Origin of the sequence: Leifsonella bigeumensis, from assembly GCF_039537265.1 — a bacterium.
Taxonomy (GTDB): domain Bacteria; phylum Actinomycetota; class Actinomycetes; order Actinomycetales; family Microbacteriaceae; genus Terrimesophilobacter; species Terrimesophilobacter bigeumensis.
Genome location: NZ_BAABAE010000002.1, coordinates 374,261 through 390,285 on the forward strand (window position 1 = coordinate 374,261; position 16,025 = coordinate 390,285).

General features: G+C 69.9%; 13 protein-coding genes. 9 read left to right on the top strand and 4 right to left on the bottom strand.

Annotated features, from left to right (window positions below; translation table 11 throughout):
- The first annotated feature begins 154 nt into the window (after positions 1 to 154).
- The 3 genes from ABD678_RS04795 to ABD678_RS04805 are packed head-to-tail and all read left to right on the top strand — an operon-like array spanning position 155 to position 2,792.
- On the top strand, positions 155 to 1,135 hold the full coding sequence (locus ABD678_RS04795) for a GDP-mannose 4,6-dehydratase (RefSeq protein ID WP_344754243.1): 981 nt from the start codon (positions 155 to 157) through the stop codon (positions 1,133 to 1,135).
- A 1-nt stretch (position 1,136) separates the two neighbouring features.
- Entirely contained in the window at positions 1,137 to 2,081 is a 945-nt protein-coding gene (locus ABD678_RS04800; protein WP_344754245.1) for a GDP-mannose 4,6-dehydratase, read from the top strand.
- A 30-nt stretch (positions 2,082 to 2,111) separates the two neighbouring features.
- A complete protein-coding gene (locus ABD678_RS04805) occupies positions 2,112 to 2,792 on the top strand; it encodes a class I SAM-dependent methyltransferase (protein WP_344754247.1) in 681 nt (226 codons plus the stop codon).
- A 12-nt stretch (positions 2,793 to 2,804) separates the two neighbouring features.
- Here the strand turns inward: ABD678_RS04805 and ABD678_RS04810 are convergent, their stop codons facing one another.
- Positions 2,805 to 4,106, bottom strand: a complete 1,302-nt coding sequence (locus ABD678_RS04810; RefSeq protein WP_344754249.1) for an O-antigen ligase family protein — start codon at positions 4,104 to 4,106, stop codon at positions 2,805 to 2,807.
- 10 nt (positions 4,107 to 4,116) lie between these two features.
- Complete coding sequence (locus ABD678_RS04815; protein WP_344754251.1) at positions 4,117 to 5,442, bottom strand: O-antigen ligase family protein; 1,326 nt, start codon at positions 5,440 to 5,442, stop codon at positions 4,117 to 4,119.
- A gap of 295 nt (positions 5,443 to 5,737) precedes the next feature.
- On the opposite strand from ABD678_RS04815, the gene manA reads away from it, so the two are divergent.
- Both manA and ABD678_RS04825 read left to right on the top strand, forming a co-directional pair.
- Positions 5,738 to 7,009, top strand: a complete 1,272-nt coding sequence (manA, locus tag ABD678_RS04820; protein WP_344754253.1) for a mannose-6-phosphate isomerase, class I — start codon at positions 5,738 to 5,740, stop codon at positions 7,007 to 7,009.
- A gap of 271 nt (positions 7,010 to 7,280) precedes the next feature.
- Entirely contained in the window at positions 7,281 to 8,282 is a 1,002-nt protein-coding gene (locus tag ABD678_RS04825) for a hypothetical protein (RefSeq protein WP_344754255.1), read from the top strand.
- A 65-nt stretch (positions 8,283 to 8,347) separates the two neighbouring features.
- Here ABD678_RS04825 and ABD678_RS04830 read toward each other — a convergent pair whose 3' ends face one another.
- On the bottom strand, positions 8,348 to 9,307 hold the full coding sequence (locus tag ABD678_RS04830; RefSeq protein ID WP_344754257.1) for a GlxA family transcriptional regulator: 960 nt from the start codon (positions 9,305 to 9,307) through the stop codon (positions 8,348 to 8,350).
- 199 nt (positions 9,308 to 9,506) lie between these two features.
- On the opposite strand from ABD678_RS04830, the gene galE reads away from it, so the two are divergent.
- The 4 genes from galE to ABD678_RS04850 all read left to right on the top strand — a co-directional run bounded on the left by galE (position 9,507) and on the right by ABD678_RS04850 (position 15,475).
- On the top strand, positions 9,507 to 10,472 hold the full coding sequence (gene galE / locus ABD678_RS04835) for a UDP-glucose 4-epimerase GalE (RefSeq protein WP_344754259.1): 966 nt from the start codon (positions 9,507 to 9,509) through the stop codon (positions 10,470 to 10,472).
- A 105-nt stretch (positions 10,473 to 10,577) separates the two neighbouring features.
- The gene (locus ABD678_RS04840) at positions 10,578 to 10,898 is read left to right on the top strand and encodes a WhiB family transcriptional regulator (protein WP_344754261.1); all 321 of its coding nucleotides are present in this window, start codon (positions 10,578 to 10,580) and stop codon (positions 10,896 to 10,898) included.
- 25 nt (positions 10,899 to 10,923) lie between these two features.
- Complete coding sequence (locus ABD678_RS04845; RefSeq protein ID WP_344754263.1) at positions 10,924 to 13,884, top strand: glycosyltransferase family 2 protein; 2,961 nt, start codon at positions 10,924 to 10,926, stop codon at positions 13,882 to 13,884.
- Positions 13,877 to 15,475: a DUF5719 family protein gene (locus ABD678_RS04850; RefSeq protein ID WP_344754265.1), complete on the top strand. Its 1,599-nt coding sequence runs from the start codon at positions 13,877 to 13,879 to the stop codon at positions 15,473 to 15,475. The genes ABD678_RS04845 and ABD678_RS04850 overlap by 8 nt, the downstream gene beginning before the upstream one ends.
- A 61-nt stretch (positions 15,476 to 15,536) precedes the next feature.
- On the opposite strand, the gene ABD678_RS04855 is transcribed toward ABD678_RS04850, so the two are convergent.
- Entirely contained in the window at positions 15,537 to 15,980 is a 444-nt protein-coding gene (locus ABD678_RS04855) for a metallopeptidase family protein (RefSeq protein ID WP_344754267.1), read from the bottom strand.
- Positions 15,981 to 16,025: the final 45 nt, after the last annotated feature.

Genomic DNA, 16,025 nt, shown 5'->3' on the forward strand with positions numbered 1-16,025 from the left:
CCGTTCGCTTACTGAAAGCACTGGAAGCTGCACTGAAGTAAGAGGACTCGGAGGATGAGCGCTGAACGCCGCTGGCAGAGGTGCGTCCAGTAGCGTAGCTATGTGCGCCGGAACTCGGATGCAGCGCACCGGCGCAACCAAGACAAGGAAAGACATGAAGCGAGCCCTCATCACCGGTATCACCGGCCAGGACGGCATGTACCTCGGCGAATTGCTCGACAGCAAGGGCTACGAGGTCTATGGGCTCGTGCGCGGGCAGAACAACCCAAAGGTCGCCACCGTGCGCGAAGTGCTGCCGAACGCCAAGCTGCTCTTCGGCGACCTCACCGACCTCGGCTCGCTCCTGCGCGTCATCGAGACCGCCGACCCCGAGGAGGTCTACAACCTCGGGGCGATCTCGTTCGTCGCGCACTCGTGGGAGAACGCCGGCATGACGACGGACGTCACCGGCAAGGGCGTGCTCAACATGCTCGAGGCGACCCGCATCCACGCGGGCTCGGACCCGTCGAGCATCCGGTTCTACCAGGCGTCGAGCTCGGAGATGTTCGGCAAGGTGCAGGAGGTGCCCCAACGGGAGAGCACGCTCCTCTGGCCGCGCTCGCCGTACGGTGTCGCCAAGGTCTTCGGCCACTACATGACGATCAACTACCGGGAGTCGTACGGGATGCACGCCTCGAGCGGCATCCTCTTCAACCACGAGTCACCGCGCCGCGGTATCGAGTTCGTGACCCGCAAGGTCACGACCGCCGTCGCCCGCATCGCCCTCGGCAAGCAGGACGGCCTCAAGATGGGCAACCTGGACGCGAGTCGCGACTGGGGCTACGCGGGCGACTACGTCGACGCCATGTGGCGGATGCTGCAGCAGCCCGAAGCCGACGACTACGTCATCGCCACCGGCAAGACCCACACGATCCGGGACCTTCTCGACGTCGCGTTCCACCGCATCGGGATCGACGACTGGTCGTCGCGCGTGACCTACGACAAGCAGTACGAGCGCCCGGCGGAGGTCGACCTCCTCATCGGCGATGCGAGCAAGGCGAAGGAAGTTCTCGGCTGGGAGCCGAGCGTCGACTTCCGCGAGCTCATCGAGATGATGGTCGATTCGGATCTCGCCGAGCAGGAGACGCTCGACTGACATGCCGCTCGCCTTCATCACGGGAGTGACCGGCCAGGACGGGACCTACCTGGCCCGCGCCCTGCTCGCGGAAGGCGTCGAAGTGCATGGGCTCGTGCGGCCGGGCTCAGTCGCCATCGTCGAACCGGGTGTCACGGTGCACGAGGCGGACATCCGGGACAGCGGTGCGCTGCAGGGCCTCGTGGCAGACCTGAAACCAGACGAGCTGTACCATCTCGCCGGGCAGAGCTCCGTCGGCGCCTCCTGGGAAGACCCGGTTGGAACCGTGGAGCAGACGGGGGCCCCGGTCGCGGCGCTGCTGCAGGCCGTCGAACGGCACAGCCGGCAAACCCGGTTAGTGAACGCCTCGAGCGCCGAGATCTTCGGGGTGGCCCCGGCACCGCAGAACGAATCGACCCCGATCGCGCCCGTTTCGCCCTACGGGGCCGCGAAGGCGCTCGGGTACTTCCTCGTCTCGAGCTTCCGCGAGCGCGGCGTGCATGCCTCGAGCGCGATCCTCTACAACCACGAGTCGCCGCTGCGGCCGGAGCGTTTCGTCACACGAAAGATCACTGTGGCCGCTGCACGCATCGCCCGCGGACTTCAGGAGACGGTCACCCTCGGCAACCTGGATGCCTCACGCGACTGGGGCTGGGCACCCGACTACGTCGACGCCATGCGCTCGGCGGTGCGCCAACCCACGCCCGGCGACCATGTCATCGGCACGGGAGAGCTCCACACGGTTCGCGACTTCGTCGTCGCCGCGTTCGCCGCCGCGGGAATCGACGACTGGCAGCCGCACGTCGTGACCGATGACACGTTCTTCCGCCCGGTCGACCCGGCAACGCAGGCCGCGGATGCATCGCGCGCGCGCGATCGACTCGGGTGGGCGCCGACCATCGCCTTCCCCGAACTGGTCGAGCGGATGGTACGCAGCGACCTCGCGCGCATCGACGAATCGGTGTAATCACCCCTCGCCCTCTGGTACAAAGAGGGAGTGACTGGTGACGCATCCAAGGACTATTGGAACGAAGCCGCCCGCAACAACGCGGCCTGGTACATCGCCACGGGTCATCTGAGCGAGAGCGCGGAGTTCTTCGACTCCGGGCGACGGGAGGTCGACGAGTTCCTCGCGCGCTACGGCGTGGACGTCAGGAGCACGGATGTGCTGCTGGAGATCGGATGCGGCGTCGGGCGAATGACGAGGCGCCTCGCCGAACTGGCTGGCCGGGTCGTGGCAAGCGACATCAGCGGAGAGATGATCTCGAGAGCCAGGACCAATCTCGCCGATCTCCACAACATCGACTACCTCGAGGTGACCGGCAACGGAGACCTCGACCTCGCCGACGCCGCGGTGAACGCGGTCTTCTCCTACATCACCATGCAACACGTACCCGACGCCGCGGTGCAGGAACGCTACTTCGTGGAGAGCCTTCGGGTGCTGGCCCCAGGAGGGTGGGCGCTCCTCCAGTTCCGGCGGTCAGGAGCCCTGCCGCGCCTACTCGACTGGGTGGGGTATCTCGGCCACGTCCTGCGCGGGCGCAAGACACTGAACCGCGCATGGCGCGGATCGCGCATCAAGGAGCGCACGCTGCGCGCGCTCGCGTCGGAAACGGTTACCGTCGACATCCTGCCGTTCGGGCGCCGACACATCTGGGCGCTCGCGCGGAAAGGCTGACGCGACCACACCTCAGTGCTCGTGCGGCAACTGGGGATTCATTGGCGTCGTTGTGAACGCCTGGCGCCAACTGAGCTCGCGGCTCGCCTTCACCGTGCAGACCACGAGAGTGAGCCATCCGAACTCCACCAGGATCGAACTCTCGGCGATCGACGTCAGGATGAGGGTGAGCAGCACCAACGCCGGCCAGGTGAAGACAACACTGCGCCGACGCGCGGCGAGCAGCCAGGAGCGCACGAAAGCGAGGGAGACGAGCACCAGGAGCGCGATCAGGCCGACGAAACCGAGCTGGAGCCAGACATCCAGGAAAGCGTTCGCCGCCGACCCGGGGGCACCGCCGGGGATCCCGCGGATCCCGACGTACGGCACGATCTCGAGCCGCCATCCGCCGACCCAGCCCCAGCCCTCGAACGAATGGAGGGGAATGAGATCCCACACCCTTCGCCACAGGTTGAGGCGGTAGTCCGCTTCCTTCGTGGCATCGAGCAGGTCGATGATGCGAGCCCGGAACACCCAGGAGAGCACGGCAACGACAATGGCGGAACCGAGCAGGGTGAACTGCCAGAACCGGCGGCGCTCCGGCGAGGTGCGCCGCAGGCCGTAGAGGGCCAGTGCCGCCGCCGCCACGATGACCGTCGCACCCATCGCGACGGGGGACTGCGAGAGCACCAGGCTGGCCGCCGCGAGAACGAGGGAGCCGACGCCGAGCCCGCGCGGGACCGACTTCGTCCGCAACTCGATCACGAACGTCGCGATGGCGACCATCGCGACGATGCCGAGCTGATTTCGGGCCCCGAAGATGCCCTGAAGCGGTCCCAAGTGGTCGAGGTTACCCGAGACCGAAAGGAACCTGACCTGCACGTCGAGCAGCAGCCCTGCGACGATCTCCAGGACGAGAGAGGCGATCAGGGCGAACCGGAGGACATCGCCGAACGCCCTCACGAGCTGGATGGTGTCGCGCAGCAAAGCGACCGCCACCCCGAGGATCGTGAACGCCAGCAGGTAGGCGACGCTGCCGAGAGTCACCCATTGGTAGCGACTCCAGAACACCGAGATGACGGCCCAGCCGACGAAGACCATGAGCGAGATCGGCAGGAGGCCATTCCACTCGATCTCGCCGCGCCGGGAGATGAGCACGATCACCCACAGCGCGAGCAGGACGCCCAGGATGCCGAAGAACCCCGCCCAGCCGATCGTCTGCCGGATGGCGAACGAGCAGGCGGCCGCCCCGATCGTCGCCGTCGACAGCGCGGTCACGAACCGGGCGGAGGAGAGGAACGCGACGATCACATCGAAGCGCTGGCCGGACTTCACGGCGCGCCCCTCACAACAGTTCCCGTCGCTTGGTCTTGACCGCCACGATCACCAGGAAGGCGAGACCGTACTCGGTGATGAGCCTGCTCTCGGCGAGGGACTGCACCACGAGGGCGACGAGCAGCAGCAGTGGAAGGAGGGTGATCGCCGAGTAGCGCTGGGGGGCATCCGGGGCCTTCTGCGGTCGATCGACCGCGTGCTGCCAGGCTTTCACGAGCGCGGCGCCGACGAGCGCCGCGAAGACGATGAGGCCGACGAGACCGAGCTGGAAGGCGACATCCAGCCAGGTGTTGTGCGCCTGCAGCTGGCGCACACCCGAGCGGAAGACCAGGTCGTCGAAGGGGTCGGCCCAGGGGACCCAGTAGCTCACCCAGCCCCATCCGAACGCCGGGCGCTGCTGGGCGAGGTCGATGACCTTCGCCCAGATTCCGAGACGGCCGGTGAGGTCCGCGCTCTTGCCGAGCAGTTCGAGCAGTTCAGCGCGGAACACGATGAAGGCGGTGACGGATGCGGCGACCGCGACGACGCTCGCTCCGTAGACGACGAGCCTGCCGCGAGCGGTCCGCGCCCTGCGCACCATCAGGGCGATCACGAGCACGGCCGCGACGCCGACCACCGCGAGTGTCACCGTCGCCGACTTCGTCATGAGGATCGTCGCGGCGGCGAGCACGAGCCAGACGGTGCCCCAGCGGCGGCTCACCGCCCCGGGCTGGCGCCGGGAGGAGGCGAGCTGGATCGAGAACACGATGACCGCGAGGAGCGCGAGGAAGCCGAGGCTGTTCGCGTTGCCGACGATGCCCTGGATGCGCCCATCGCCGAACACGTCGAACAGCTCGTTGCGCGACCACATGAGCATACCCGGGATGCGGTCGTACGACTCGTAGTCGACGCCCGGCTGGCCGAAGAACGGGAGAAGGCGGTCGCGCAGCACGCCCGAGACGAACAATTCGAACAGGAGGGAGACTCCGAGCACGAAACGCAGGACGAGGCCGAGGCCGCGCAGGAGTTCGGCCCAGGTGAACGTCACCGCGAGGGCGACAGCGTTGATGACGATGATCCAGGTCGTGAACAGGCCGAGCGCCGTCGCCCCCGGATAGTGGGACCAGAAGATGGATGCCATGGCAAGCGCAAGGAACGTCAACAGCGGGAGGGGCATCCCGCCGACGCCCCACCGGGCGCGCTGCAGCCAGAGAAGCCAGGCGGCGACGAGCGTGAGGGCGATCGTCAGGGCGCCGAAGAACCACCAGCCGAGCGCGAGACGCCACGCGTCGCCGGCCAGCAGCGTGAAGAGGACGAGCATGGAGAAGCCGAGGCGAAAGCGCGGGTTCTCCAGCATGCCGCAAGCCTAGTGGCGGGCAGTTCTGCGGCGGCGGGAGTGCATGCGTGTGGTGCGGGGCCGTTCGGAACACGCTGCGGGCGGCCGTCAGCGCCGCCGCGGCCACCGTCGGGTGTGAACGAAAACGAAGGGGAACCGCATGCGAACAACTCGTTCCGGCGCAAAACCGCCTGTTATGGTGCCGTTCTCCTTCGTTTTGGTTCACGCCCGGGGTGGTGTCGGAGCGGGGCTGGGGCGGGGCGGCATCCGGGTTGGTACGGTGAAGCGAGCACGCCGGCCGGTCAGGAGGAGCCCGATGTTCGTCGCGATCACCAACACGCCGCGCGACTACGCGTGGGGCTCGCCGACCGCCATCGCGGAGTTGCTCGGCAGCCGGCCTTCGGGCGGGCCTGAAGCGGAGCTCTGGCTCGGCGCGCATCCGGGGTCGCCGGCACGAATCGTCGGAGCGGAGGATGCTGCGCCGGACTTGTCACCGTCTCTGCCGGCAACGGCGGCGACCGGCGGGGCGCGCGACCTGGCCGAGTGGATCGCGGCCGATCCCGAGGCGGCGCTGGGCGGGCATCCGCGACTTCCGTTCCTGCTCAAGGTGCTCGCAGCGGCGGGGCCACTGTCGCTCCAGGCGCATCCGGATGCCGCCCGCGCCGCTGCCGGGTTCGCGCGGGAGAACGCGCTCGGCATCCCGCTCGACGCTCCGAACCGCAACTATCGGGACGCGTACCCGAAGCCCGAGATCATAGTTGCGCTGAGCGAGCGGTTCGTGGCGCTGTGCGGATTTCGTCCGATCGAGGAGGCGTGGGCTGTGTTCATGGCGCTGGGGCTCGACGAACTCGCACCGCAACTCGACTCGCTGCCCGACCTCTTCGCCCGGCTGCTGAGCGGCGGCCCGGACGTCGACGCTCTCGTCGCGCGGGTCACCGCCGCTGCCGGTGTCACCGCCGCAGGCGCCGATCTCGTCGGCCGAACTAATTTGAAGGAGATCCACCCCCAAAGCGACCTTTCTGGCGCAGAACTGGGCGATTCTGATCGGAACTCCGTCGTTTTCGGCGCGCTCGAGACGGTTCGCACGCTCGCGCACTGGTTCCCGGGCGACACCGGCATCCTCAGCGCCCTGCTGCTCAACCGCGTCACCCTCGCGCGCGGCGAGGCGCTCTTCCTGCCGGCCGGCAACATCCACGCCTACCTGAGCGGGCTCGGGATCGAGCTCATGACAGCATCCGACAACGTGCTGCGCGGCGGGCTCACGCCCAAGCACGTGGACGTCGACGAATTGCTCGCCGTGCTCGACTTCACGCCACAGCCTGTGCCGTACCTCGAACCCGAGCGCACGGAAGGGCTCTCGGTATACCGGCCGGATGGCGCTGGTTTCGTCCTCGCACACGTGACGGCGGATGCCCGGCTCCCCCTCACCGGGCCGGCGATCGCCGTGTGCACGGGTGGAGGATTCGCGATCGATGGTGAGACGACATCCGGGGCCATTGTCCGCGGACAGGTGCTTTATGTCACGTCGGACGAGGGCGCACTTGCCTTTGCCGGCGCCGGCGACCTCTTCGTGGCGACGACTGCCTGACCTACCGGGCGGGTGCCGGGCACATGCTGAACGGCCCCACGGGCGTGAACGAAAACGAAGGAGATTCGCTGCGTTAGCGGCGAGTTGTGCCCGGGCGAGTGCGAAAGGGGGCAGACCTCCTTCGTTTTCGTTCACGCCATCACCACCGGCGCACGCGGAGTGGGGCGCTCGCTAACAGATCTGCTCCTCCACAGGGCGGCGGGAGTGACGTTGTCCACGGTTGGAGTGCACGACGCCGGGCGGGGTCGCCGGGATGCACGACGCTGGCGGTATGTTTCGTATTGCCGACGACATCCGGGAGGGTGGTGGCTTCCTGCGCCGTCGCGACCTCCTCGCGCTCGGCTATACCGACGGGTGGCTGCGCGCGGCGCTGCGCCTCCGCATGATCTTCCGCGTGCGGCACGGCTGGTACTCGGTGCCGGATGCGCCCGATCCGGCCGTGCGTGCGGTTCGGGTCGGAGGCCGGCTGACCGGCATCGCGGCACTCGAAAGTTACGGGTTGCGAGTGCCGCGTCGCGACCGGGTCGACGTCGCGGTGCCGAGACACGCATGCAGACTGCGGCGACCGGGGGAGCGTCGTGAGCGACTCGTGGCCGGCGACGGCATCCGCACCCACTGGAGCGACCAGCGCGTAGCCGAGCTCGGCGACCAGTCTCGCTGGCGGGTCAGCGTCGACGACGCGCTTGCGCACATCCTGGCCACCGAGGGCCGCGACATTGCCGTGGCGTGCTGCAGTGCCGTCGCACATCGGTTCCGCTGGCCCGCACGGCGCATGGATGCGGTCTTCGCGCGTGCGCCACTGCGGGCGCGGCCCTGGCGCGCACTCGTCGAGCGGCGCGACGAGGCGCACGGGGAGACCTTTGCGCGGCTGTGGTGCGGTGACGCCGGGATCCCGTGGGAGCCGCAGCCGTACGTTCCGGGCGTCGGGCGGCTCGACGGTCTGGTCGCGCCGAACGTGTATGTCGAGATCGACGGAGGACAGCACGATCCGGCCTGGACCGGCGATGGCGTAAGCACGTTCGAGAAGGACCACGCGCGTGACGCGGAGATGGCCCGTCGCGGCGAATGGGTGCTGCGGTTCAGCTATCGGATGTTATACACCGACTGGGCGGGCTGCCTCGCCGCGATCACACGGGCAATCGACGACGACCGGGCGCTCACCGCCTACCGGAGGCGGCATCCGTATCGACCACGGCATCCTGCGCCGCGTCGTCGTGCCCGTCGCAGGGCCGCTTCGGTGCTGAACGAAAAAGAAGGAGATCCGCCCCACTAACCCCGTTTTCGGCACAATGCGACGGGATGGACACCGATCTCCTTCATTTTCGGTAACCCCAGCCGTCAGGAGGCGGCGCGCAGCGGCGCGCCGAAGGCGCGGCGGTAAGCGGTGGGGGTGGTCTGCAGCACCTTCAGGAAGTGATGGCGCATGACCGCGGCCGAACCGAAACCGGTCTCGGCGGCGATCTGCTCGAGCCCGAGCGAGGTCTCCTCGAGCAGTTGCTGTGCCCGAAGCAGCCGCTGTCGGTTGAGCCAGGCCGCCGGCGTCGTGCCGGTCTCCGCCCGGAACCGCCGGGCGAACGTCCGCGACGACATGAGCGCTTTGCGCGCGAGCTGGTCGATCGTGAGGTCCTCGCCGAGGTTCTCGAGCATCCACTCGGTGACGCCGACGAGCGAGTCGCTGCGGCATTCGACGACCGGCGACTCGATGTACTGCGACTGGCCGCCGTCGCGCTGCGGCGGAACGACCATCCGCCGGGCGATGACGTTCGCGGCCGAGGCGCCCAGCTCCTTGCGCACGATGTGCAGCGCGGCGTCGATCCCGGATGCCGTTCCGGCGCTCGTCACCACCCCCCGGTCCTCGACGAACAGCACGTCGGGGTCGACATCGGTGCCCGGGTACTGCCGCATGAGCCGGTCGGTGTGCATCCAGTGCGTCGTCGACCGCCGGCCGTCGAGGATGCCGGCCTGGCCGAGCACGAACGCCCCGCTGCACACGCTCAGCACCCAGGCTCCGCGTGCGGCTGCGGCCCGGATGACGTCGAGGTAGCGTTCGTCGACCGCCCCGATCGAGTGGGCGGGAACCGCAATGAGGTCGGCGTCCGCCGCCCCGCTGAGGTCGTTGTCGATCATGAGGTCGAAGCCGAGGCTCGTGGGCACAGGGCCGGGCGTCGCCGTCACGATGCTGAAGTCGAAGACCGGCCCTCCGCTGTCACTGCGGTCGATGCCGAAGACTTCGCAGATGACGCCGAACTCGAACGGAGCGGTGCCGGGGATGGCGAGGAGGGCGATTTTCCGCAGCATGGCATCCTTCTGGCAGCATTCGGTCGAATACTGGCAATCCTGCCACTCCTGGCAGTATCGGTCAAGACATAGATTTACTGCCATGATCCTCCTCGCCCTCATCGCCGCCCTCGCCGCCGCCGGGTTCGCCGCCACCGTGGTGGTCGCCTCGCGCGACGGCTACCGGCGCATCCCCACACGCCCCCGCTAACCTTGTGGCATGACCTGGCTCGTGACCGGCGGCGCCGGCTACATCGGTTCCCACGTCGCCGCAGCGCTCCTGGGCGCGGGCGAGCGGGTGGTCGTCGTCGACGACCTCTCGAGCGGGCGGGACGACTTCATCCCGCCGGGCGCCTCGTTCGAGCAGGGCAGCATCCTCGACGGCGGTCTGCTCCTCGACACCATGAGACGGCACGAGGTCACGGGCGTCATCCACCTCGCGGGCTTCAAGTACGCGGGCGTGTCGATCGAGCGCCCACTCCACACCTACGAGCAGAACGTGACCGGCACCGCAACACTTCTCGCGGCGATGCAGGAGAGCGGGGTGACCCGCATGGTGTTCTCCTCGAGCGCCTCGGTCTACGGCACGCCGGATGTCGAGCTCGTCACCGAGCAGACGCCGACCGCGCCCGAGTCGCCCTATGGCGAGTCGAAGCTCATCGGCGAGTGGCTCCTTCGCGACGAGGCCCGGGCGAGCGGTCTCGCGCACACGAGCCTGCGCTACTTCAACGTCGTCGGGTCCGGATTGCCGTACGTGTACGACGTGAGCCCGCACAACCTGTTCCCGCTCGTGTTCGATGCCCTTCTCGCCGGGGGAGTGCCGCAGATCAACGGCACCGACTATCCGACCCCTGACGGCACCTGCGTTCGCGACTACGTCCACGTCTCGGATGTCGCCCAGGCGCATGTGGTCGCGGCCCGCCGACTGGCATCGGGCGCTGCCATCGAGCCGGTGTACAACCTCGGGAGCGGCACGGGGGTGTCGGTCGCCGAGATCATGGAAGCGATTGCAGTCTCGACCGGGATCGATTTCACGCCCACGGCCGCTTCCCGGCGCCCTGGGGACCCGGCCAGGATCGTCGCATCCGGTGAACTCGCGGCCCGCGATCTGGACTGGGCGGCGCGGAACGACCTCGCCGAGATGGTCGAAAGCGCCTGGGCGGCGCGTCGCAAACCTTCAAGTTGACGTAGAGGGTTTAGCATCTGCGACTTGACCTGATCGAACTACACGAGTGTAATTACCCATAACAACTCGCGCACGCCGCGCCGGCTGGACAGGGGAGGATGTGCTATGGCGCTCACAGACCACCGTGGCGGTGTCCCCGACGACTGGTTCGTCGATCCGGTCCGGTTGGGGGTCCCCGGAGTCCGGCAGCCCGTCTCCGAAGACGACAACGCACTCGCCTGGCAATCCGACGCCCTCTGCGCGCAGACCGACCCCGAGGCCTTCTTCCCCGAGAAGGGCGGATCCACCCGCGACGCCAAGAAGATCTGCGCGACGTGCGAGGTGCGCGCACAGTGCCTCGAATACGCCCTGCAGAACGACGAGCGCTTCGGGATTTGGGGCGGACTCTCCGAGAGGGAACGCCGCAAGCTGCGCAAGCACGCGTAGCTTGGTGCCAGTGCAGTCAGAAGCAGTGCAGTCAAAAGCAGTGCAGCCCAGGGTCACCACGGTTCTCGTTGCCCGCGCGGGCGCCGGGTACCTCGGACGAACCCTCGCCGCGCTCGCCGCCCAGACGCGGAAACCGGATGTGACGATCGCCGTCGACGCGTCGTCGAACGACGGGAGCGACGCCCTGCTCGCGGCATCCGGGCCCGCCCAGGTCCTCAGCGTCCGTGACGGCACGACCTTCGGCTCGGCGGTGAACCACGCCGTCCAGTTCGCCCCGGTTGCCGAGTCCGACGACGAGTGGCTCTGGTTGCTCGGCCACGACAACGCGCCGCATCCGGATGCACTCGCGCAACTGCTCGGCGCGGTCGAGCGGGCGCCATCCGTGGCCGTCGCCGGCCCCAAGCTCATGCGCCACGATCGGGCCGACATGATCGCCGCGTTCGGCGAGACCATGAGCACGTTCGGCACATCGGTGGCCCTCGTCGACGACGAACTCGACCAGGCCCAGCACGACACCCGCGACGACGTGCTCGGGGTCGCGGCCGCCGGGATGCTCGTGCGGCGCTCGCTCTGGAAGCGGCTCGGCGGGTTCGACCCTGGCCTGCCGAGCATCGACGCCTCCCTCGACTTCTCGGTTCGGGCGAGGCTCGCCGGTCACCGCGTCGTCACGGTGCCGGGCGCGCGGGTCGCGAGTGCGGGCGGCCCGGAGGCCTTCGGGCGCGAGAAGGTCTCCGCGCGCCGTCGGTTCCGCGTCGCGCGGGCGGCCCAGCTGCACCGCCGCCTCGTCTACTCCCCGGCCTGGGCGGTGGCCCTCCACTGGCTCTCTCTCGTCCCCCTCGCCGTGCTGCGCTCCATCGGCGACCTCGTGGGCAAGCGCCCCGGCGCGATCGGCGGCGAGTTCCGGGCCGCGTTCGGCACGGCCTTCGCCGGCCGCATCGGCGCCGCGCGCCGCAACCTTCGCCGCACCAGGACGCTCGGCTGGGCGGCGATCGCCCCGCTTCGGATGTCGACCGGCGAACTGCGGGAACGCCGGGGCCAGGCGCGCGAGGCGGAACTCGCCGAACCCGACGCCGACACCCCGGTGTCCGCGGGGCGTACCGGGGTGTACGCGAGCGCGCAGGCGGGAGGACGCGCCGGGTTCGTCGCGCACGGTGGCTTCTGGGTCGTGCTGCTCGTCGGCATCGTCGGTGTGCTCGCCTACGGAGCACTGCTCGGCGCCGCAGCGGTGAGCGGCGGCGGCCTGAGGCCGCTCACCGAGACCGTGCCCGAACTCTGGGCCAACATCGGCTACGGATGGCGGGAACTCGGCACCGGAACCCTCGGAGCAGCCGACCCCTTCGCCGTCGTGCTCGCGGTACTCGGCTCGATCACCTTCTGGTCGCCGAGCTACTCCGTCGTGCTCGTGTACCTCCTCGCCCTGCCGCTCTCGGCGCTCGGCGCCTGGTTCGCCGCGCGGCGCATCAGCCGCAGCCCCTGGCTGCCGTTGCTCGCCGCGCTCCTCTGGTCGCTCGCCCCTCCGCTCCTGGCTGCGCTCGCCGTCGGCAGGCTCGGTGCTGTGCTCACGCACCTGCTGCTGCCCTGGCTGTTCACCGCGGCGCTCGGTGCCGCGCGCTCCGGTGCCTCGCGCTCCTGGGCATCCGGTGCTGCCGCGGCCCTGCTCTTCGCCGTGGTCGCGGCAGGAACGCCCTCTCTCCTTCCCGCCCTGCTGGTCCTCTTCGTCGTGCTGCTGGTGGTACGGCCGGGCAGCGCCCATCGGACGATCGGCATCCCGATCCCCGCGCTCGTGCTGTTCGGCCCGCTCGTCGTGCAGCAGGTCCTCGCCGGCAACCCGCTCGGCATCCTCGCCGACCCGGGCGTCGTGCTCGGCACGGGCTCGGCCGGCGGCGGCACGGCATCCGGATGGCGACTCGCCCTCGCCGACCCGACCGGCGCCCTGCACGGCTGGTCGTCGATCCTCGCCGAGCTCTCCGCGGCCGGCACGCCGCTGCCGGGGGCGGGGGCAGCACTCGCGCCTGCCCTCGTCGCGATCCTCCTCGCCCCGCTCGGCGTGCTCGCACTGCTCGCTCTCTTCCTGCCCGGGGCGCGGCGTGCGATCCCGGCCATGGTGATCGCCCTGCTCGGCTACCTGAGCGCCGTCGGCGCCGCACACCTCCAGGTCGGTGCGGTCGGCGACGTCGCGGCGACGGTATGGCCGGGGTCGGGGCTCAGCCTCTACTGGCTCGGGCTCATCGTGGCGGCCATCGTCGGCCTCGGCGCCCTCGGACGGATGGCGACGCCGGTTTCGGTGCTCGCCGGGCTCACCGTCACGGCGCTCGCAATCCCCCTGCTCGGCGCCATGCTCATCGGGACCGCAGCGGTGCATCCGGCGACGACCCGCATCCTGCCTGCCCTCGTCACGGCGGAAGCGCGAACCCACCCCGGCGCCGGCACCCTCGTCATCACCTCGCTCGGCGAGGCCGGGATCGCCGTTCGGCTCGAACGCGGGCTCGGCGCGAGCCTCGACGACCAGTCCACGCTCGTGAGCACGAGGCCGCGGGCGAGCGACCTCGACGACCGCCTGGCGACACTCGCCGGAAACCTCGCCGCGCCGAGCGGGTACGACGCCGCATCCGACCTGGAGGAGCTCGACATCCCCTTCGTGCTGGTGTCGCCGGCCTCGGAGGACGATACGACGTACCGCTCGATGGTCGACGCGCTCAACGGCAACGAGATCCTCTCGCCGGTCGGGACGACGGCGAACGGGCTGCTCTGGCGGTATGCGGGGGAGGCGGATGCCGACGGCGTGCCCGGCGCGGCGGGCCATCCGGGAGCTGTGCAGCCGGGAAACGGGGACACCGCGCTCGGCTCCGGCTATCTCGTCGCGCTCGGCGTGGTCTTCGGCATCACGGTGCTGCTCGCGATTCCGACCGGTCGGCGCAGGATTCCGCACCGGACGCCGGCCGTCGAGGACCCTGCCGACACGTTCGACGAGGAAGACCATGACTGATCGGGAGGACGGGGCCGACGTGCTCGGCGAACAGGATGCGGCGCCGGTGTCCGAGCCGATGCAGGGTGCCGGCCCGTCGCATCCGGACGGCTCCGGCATGACGCGGCGACTCGCCCTCGTCGGCGCCCGGAGCGCCATCGGCCTCATCGGTGTCGCGACCGCCGTCGTGGCGGTCGCCGCGGCCACCTGGCTGCCGATTCCGGTCCTCGGCACGGGCCCGGCCTCGACCGTCGTGACCCCGGTCGCCGCGACCCAGCTGCGGATCTGCCCGGGACCCGTGCTCCAGCTCGGCGATGACACCGGGCAGGAGGCGACGACCGCCAACTCGCTCGGACGGGCGACGGTCGTGCGCTCATCGACGCAGGGAACGCCGGCCCTCGAGGACATGGACGCCACCGGCAACGAGTCGAACGTGCCCTCCCAGCGGCTCTCCCTCCCGCCGGGCGAGGCGGGCGATGACCCCGGCCTTCTCGCCGGCAGCCAATCGCAGTATGTCGAGACCGGCGACGACGTGGGGTTCGCGGCGACCGACTGCGCGACCCCGAGCGCGGAGAGCTGGCTCGTGGGCGGCTCGACCGTCACCGGGCGCACAACGCTCATCGCGCTCAACAACCCCAGCAAGGTCAGCTCCACCGTGAGTATCACCGTCTACTCGGAGACCGGGCCCGTCAGTGCGGCCGGCACGGACGGCATCGTCGTCCCGCCCGGCGGTCAGCGCATCCTCTCGCTCGCCGGGTTCGCGCCGGGAATCGCGAGCCCTGTCGTGCGCGTCGTGAGCACCGGGGGGCAGGTCACCGCGAACCTCCAGCAGTCGATCGTGCGCACGCTCGCCCCTGGCGGCGTCGACCTGCTCGGCGCGAGTACGCGGCCGTCGACGCTCACGGTGATCCCGGGCGTCATCATCACCGACCATGACGCGATCGCGGCGGCGGCCGGCATCGAGGGGTATCAGGACATCGGCGCGGTGTTGCGGATGTTCGTGCCGGACGCGGCGGCCGGCGGGGATGCCGGCTCGGGGTCCTCACCGGTTCCGGTGACGGTCACCGCGATCCCCGAGGACGGGGCATCGCCCGCCGTCTCCACGACACTCGACATCGACCCGGGGGTCGTCGCCGACCTCCCCTTCGACGACTTCGCGTCCGGCGAATACACCATCACGGTGTCGAGCGAGGTCGGGGTGGTCGCCGCGGCGCGCACCTCGATCGTCTCGATCGCCGGTGACGCGGCCGCCGGAACCGCGCGGGTGAGGTCGACCGACTTCGCATGGTTCGTCGGCGCCCCCGAGCTGCGCGACCGGGCCCTCGTGAGCATCGCGCCGGGGCCATCCCCGCTCCTGCACCTCGCCAACACGGGCACGAAGGATGCCGTCGTCACGATCGAGGCCACCGCCGGCGCCAGCGACACCGTGACCGTCCCGGCGGGCGGTGCGGTCTCCATGCCGGCGACCGCGGGGCGGAGCTACCTGCTGGCCGAGTTCGACTCGCTGCGCGTCGCGGTGACCTATCGGGGCGACGGAAGGCTTGCCGGCTTCGTCGTCCGGCCCCAGGAGCGCGTCTCCCAGCCGGTCACCGTATACCGGCAGTACGGCTGAGCGGCGCCGGCCCGGACGCGGGAGACGCCCTCCTCCGCCGAAAGCGGCGGAGCCACGCCTCTCAGAAGTGGCGGAAGCGCTCCGGAGCGAGATCCCAGGGATCCTTGCCGAGCAGCTCGGCCACGGCACGGAACACGCAGCTCTCGACGAGCATCCGTCGGTGCAGGTCGTCGTTGCGGTGCAGCCGGGCGAGCCGCTCGATCGGAAGACGGAACAGGATGATGCGGTGCTCGGCGGGAAGAACGAGCCAGCGTCGCACGCGGCGCGAGCCGGCATCCGCCGCGGGGAGCGCCGCGATCTCGAAATGCACGTTCGACAACTCCGCCGGCCACAGGTCGCGCAGGTACTCTGCGGTCGAGGCGACGGTCGATTCGAAGATGTCCGCTCGGGTGTGCAGCCGCGGGAGGCGCGGGCCGGTCACCGAGGCCCGGATGCCGCGGCCGTGACGGTCGCGCCAGCCGGCCCGCGCCGAACGCCGGGCACTGCCGCGGGAAGCCTTCGCCATGAGGCCAGTCTACGGCGGGGGACGACGCGGCGGCGGGGTGCCGCA

What these genes read in the sequence shown, in the direction of transcription:
- ABD678_RS04795 (WP_344754243.1), top strand. Translation starts at nt 155, where the DNA reads ATGAAGCGAGCCCTCATCACCGGTATCACCGGCCAGGACGGCATGTAC.
- ABD678_RS04800 (WP_344754245.1), top strand. Translation starts at nt 1,137, where the DNA reads ATGCCGCTCGCCTTCATCACGGGAGTGACCGGCCAGGACGGGACCTAC.
- ABD678_RS04815 (WP_344754251.1), bottom strand. Translation starts at nt 5,442, where the DNA reads ATGCTGGAGAACCCGCGCTTTCGCCTCGGCTTCTCCATGCTCGTCCTC.
- manA (WP_344754253.1), top strand. Translation starts at nt 5,738, where the DNA reads ATGTTCGTCGCGATCACCAACACGCCGCGCGACTACGCGTGGGGCTCG.
- ABD678_RS04825 (WP_344754255.1), top strand. Translation starts at nt 7,281, where the DNA reads ATGTTTCGTATTGCCGACGACATCCGGGAGGGTGGTGGCTTCCTGCGC.
- ABD678_RS04830 (WP_344754257.1), bottom strand. Translation starts at nt 9,307, where the DNA reads ATGCTGCGGAAAATCGCCCTCCTCGCCATCCCCGGCACCGCTCCGTTC.
- galE (WP_344754259.1), top strand. Translation starts at nt 9,507, where the DNA reads ATGACCTGGCTCGTGACCGGCGGCGCCGGCTACATCGGTTCCCACGTC.
- ABD678_RS04840 (WP_344754261.1), top strand. Translation starts at nt 10,578, where the DNA reads ATGGCGCTCACAGACCACCGTGGCGGTGTCCCCGACGACTGGTTCGTC.
- ABD678_RS04850 (WP_344754265.1), top strand. Translation starts at nt 13,877, where the DNA reads ATGACTGATCGGGAGGACGGGGCCGACGTGCTCGGCGAACAGGATGCG.
- ABD678_RS04855 (WP_344754267.1), bottom strand. Translation starts at nt 15,980, where the DNA reads ATGGCGAAGGCTTCCCGCGGCAGTGCCCGGCGTTCGGCGCGGGCCGGC.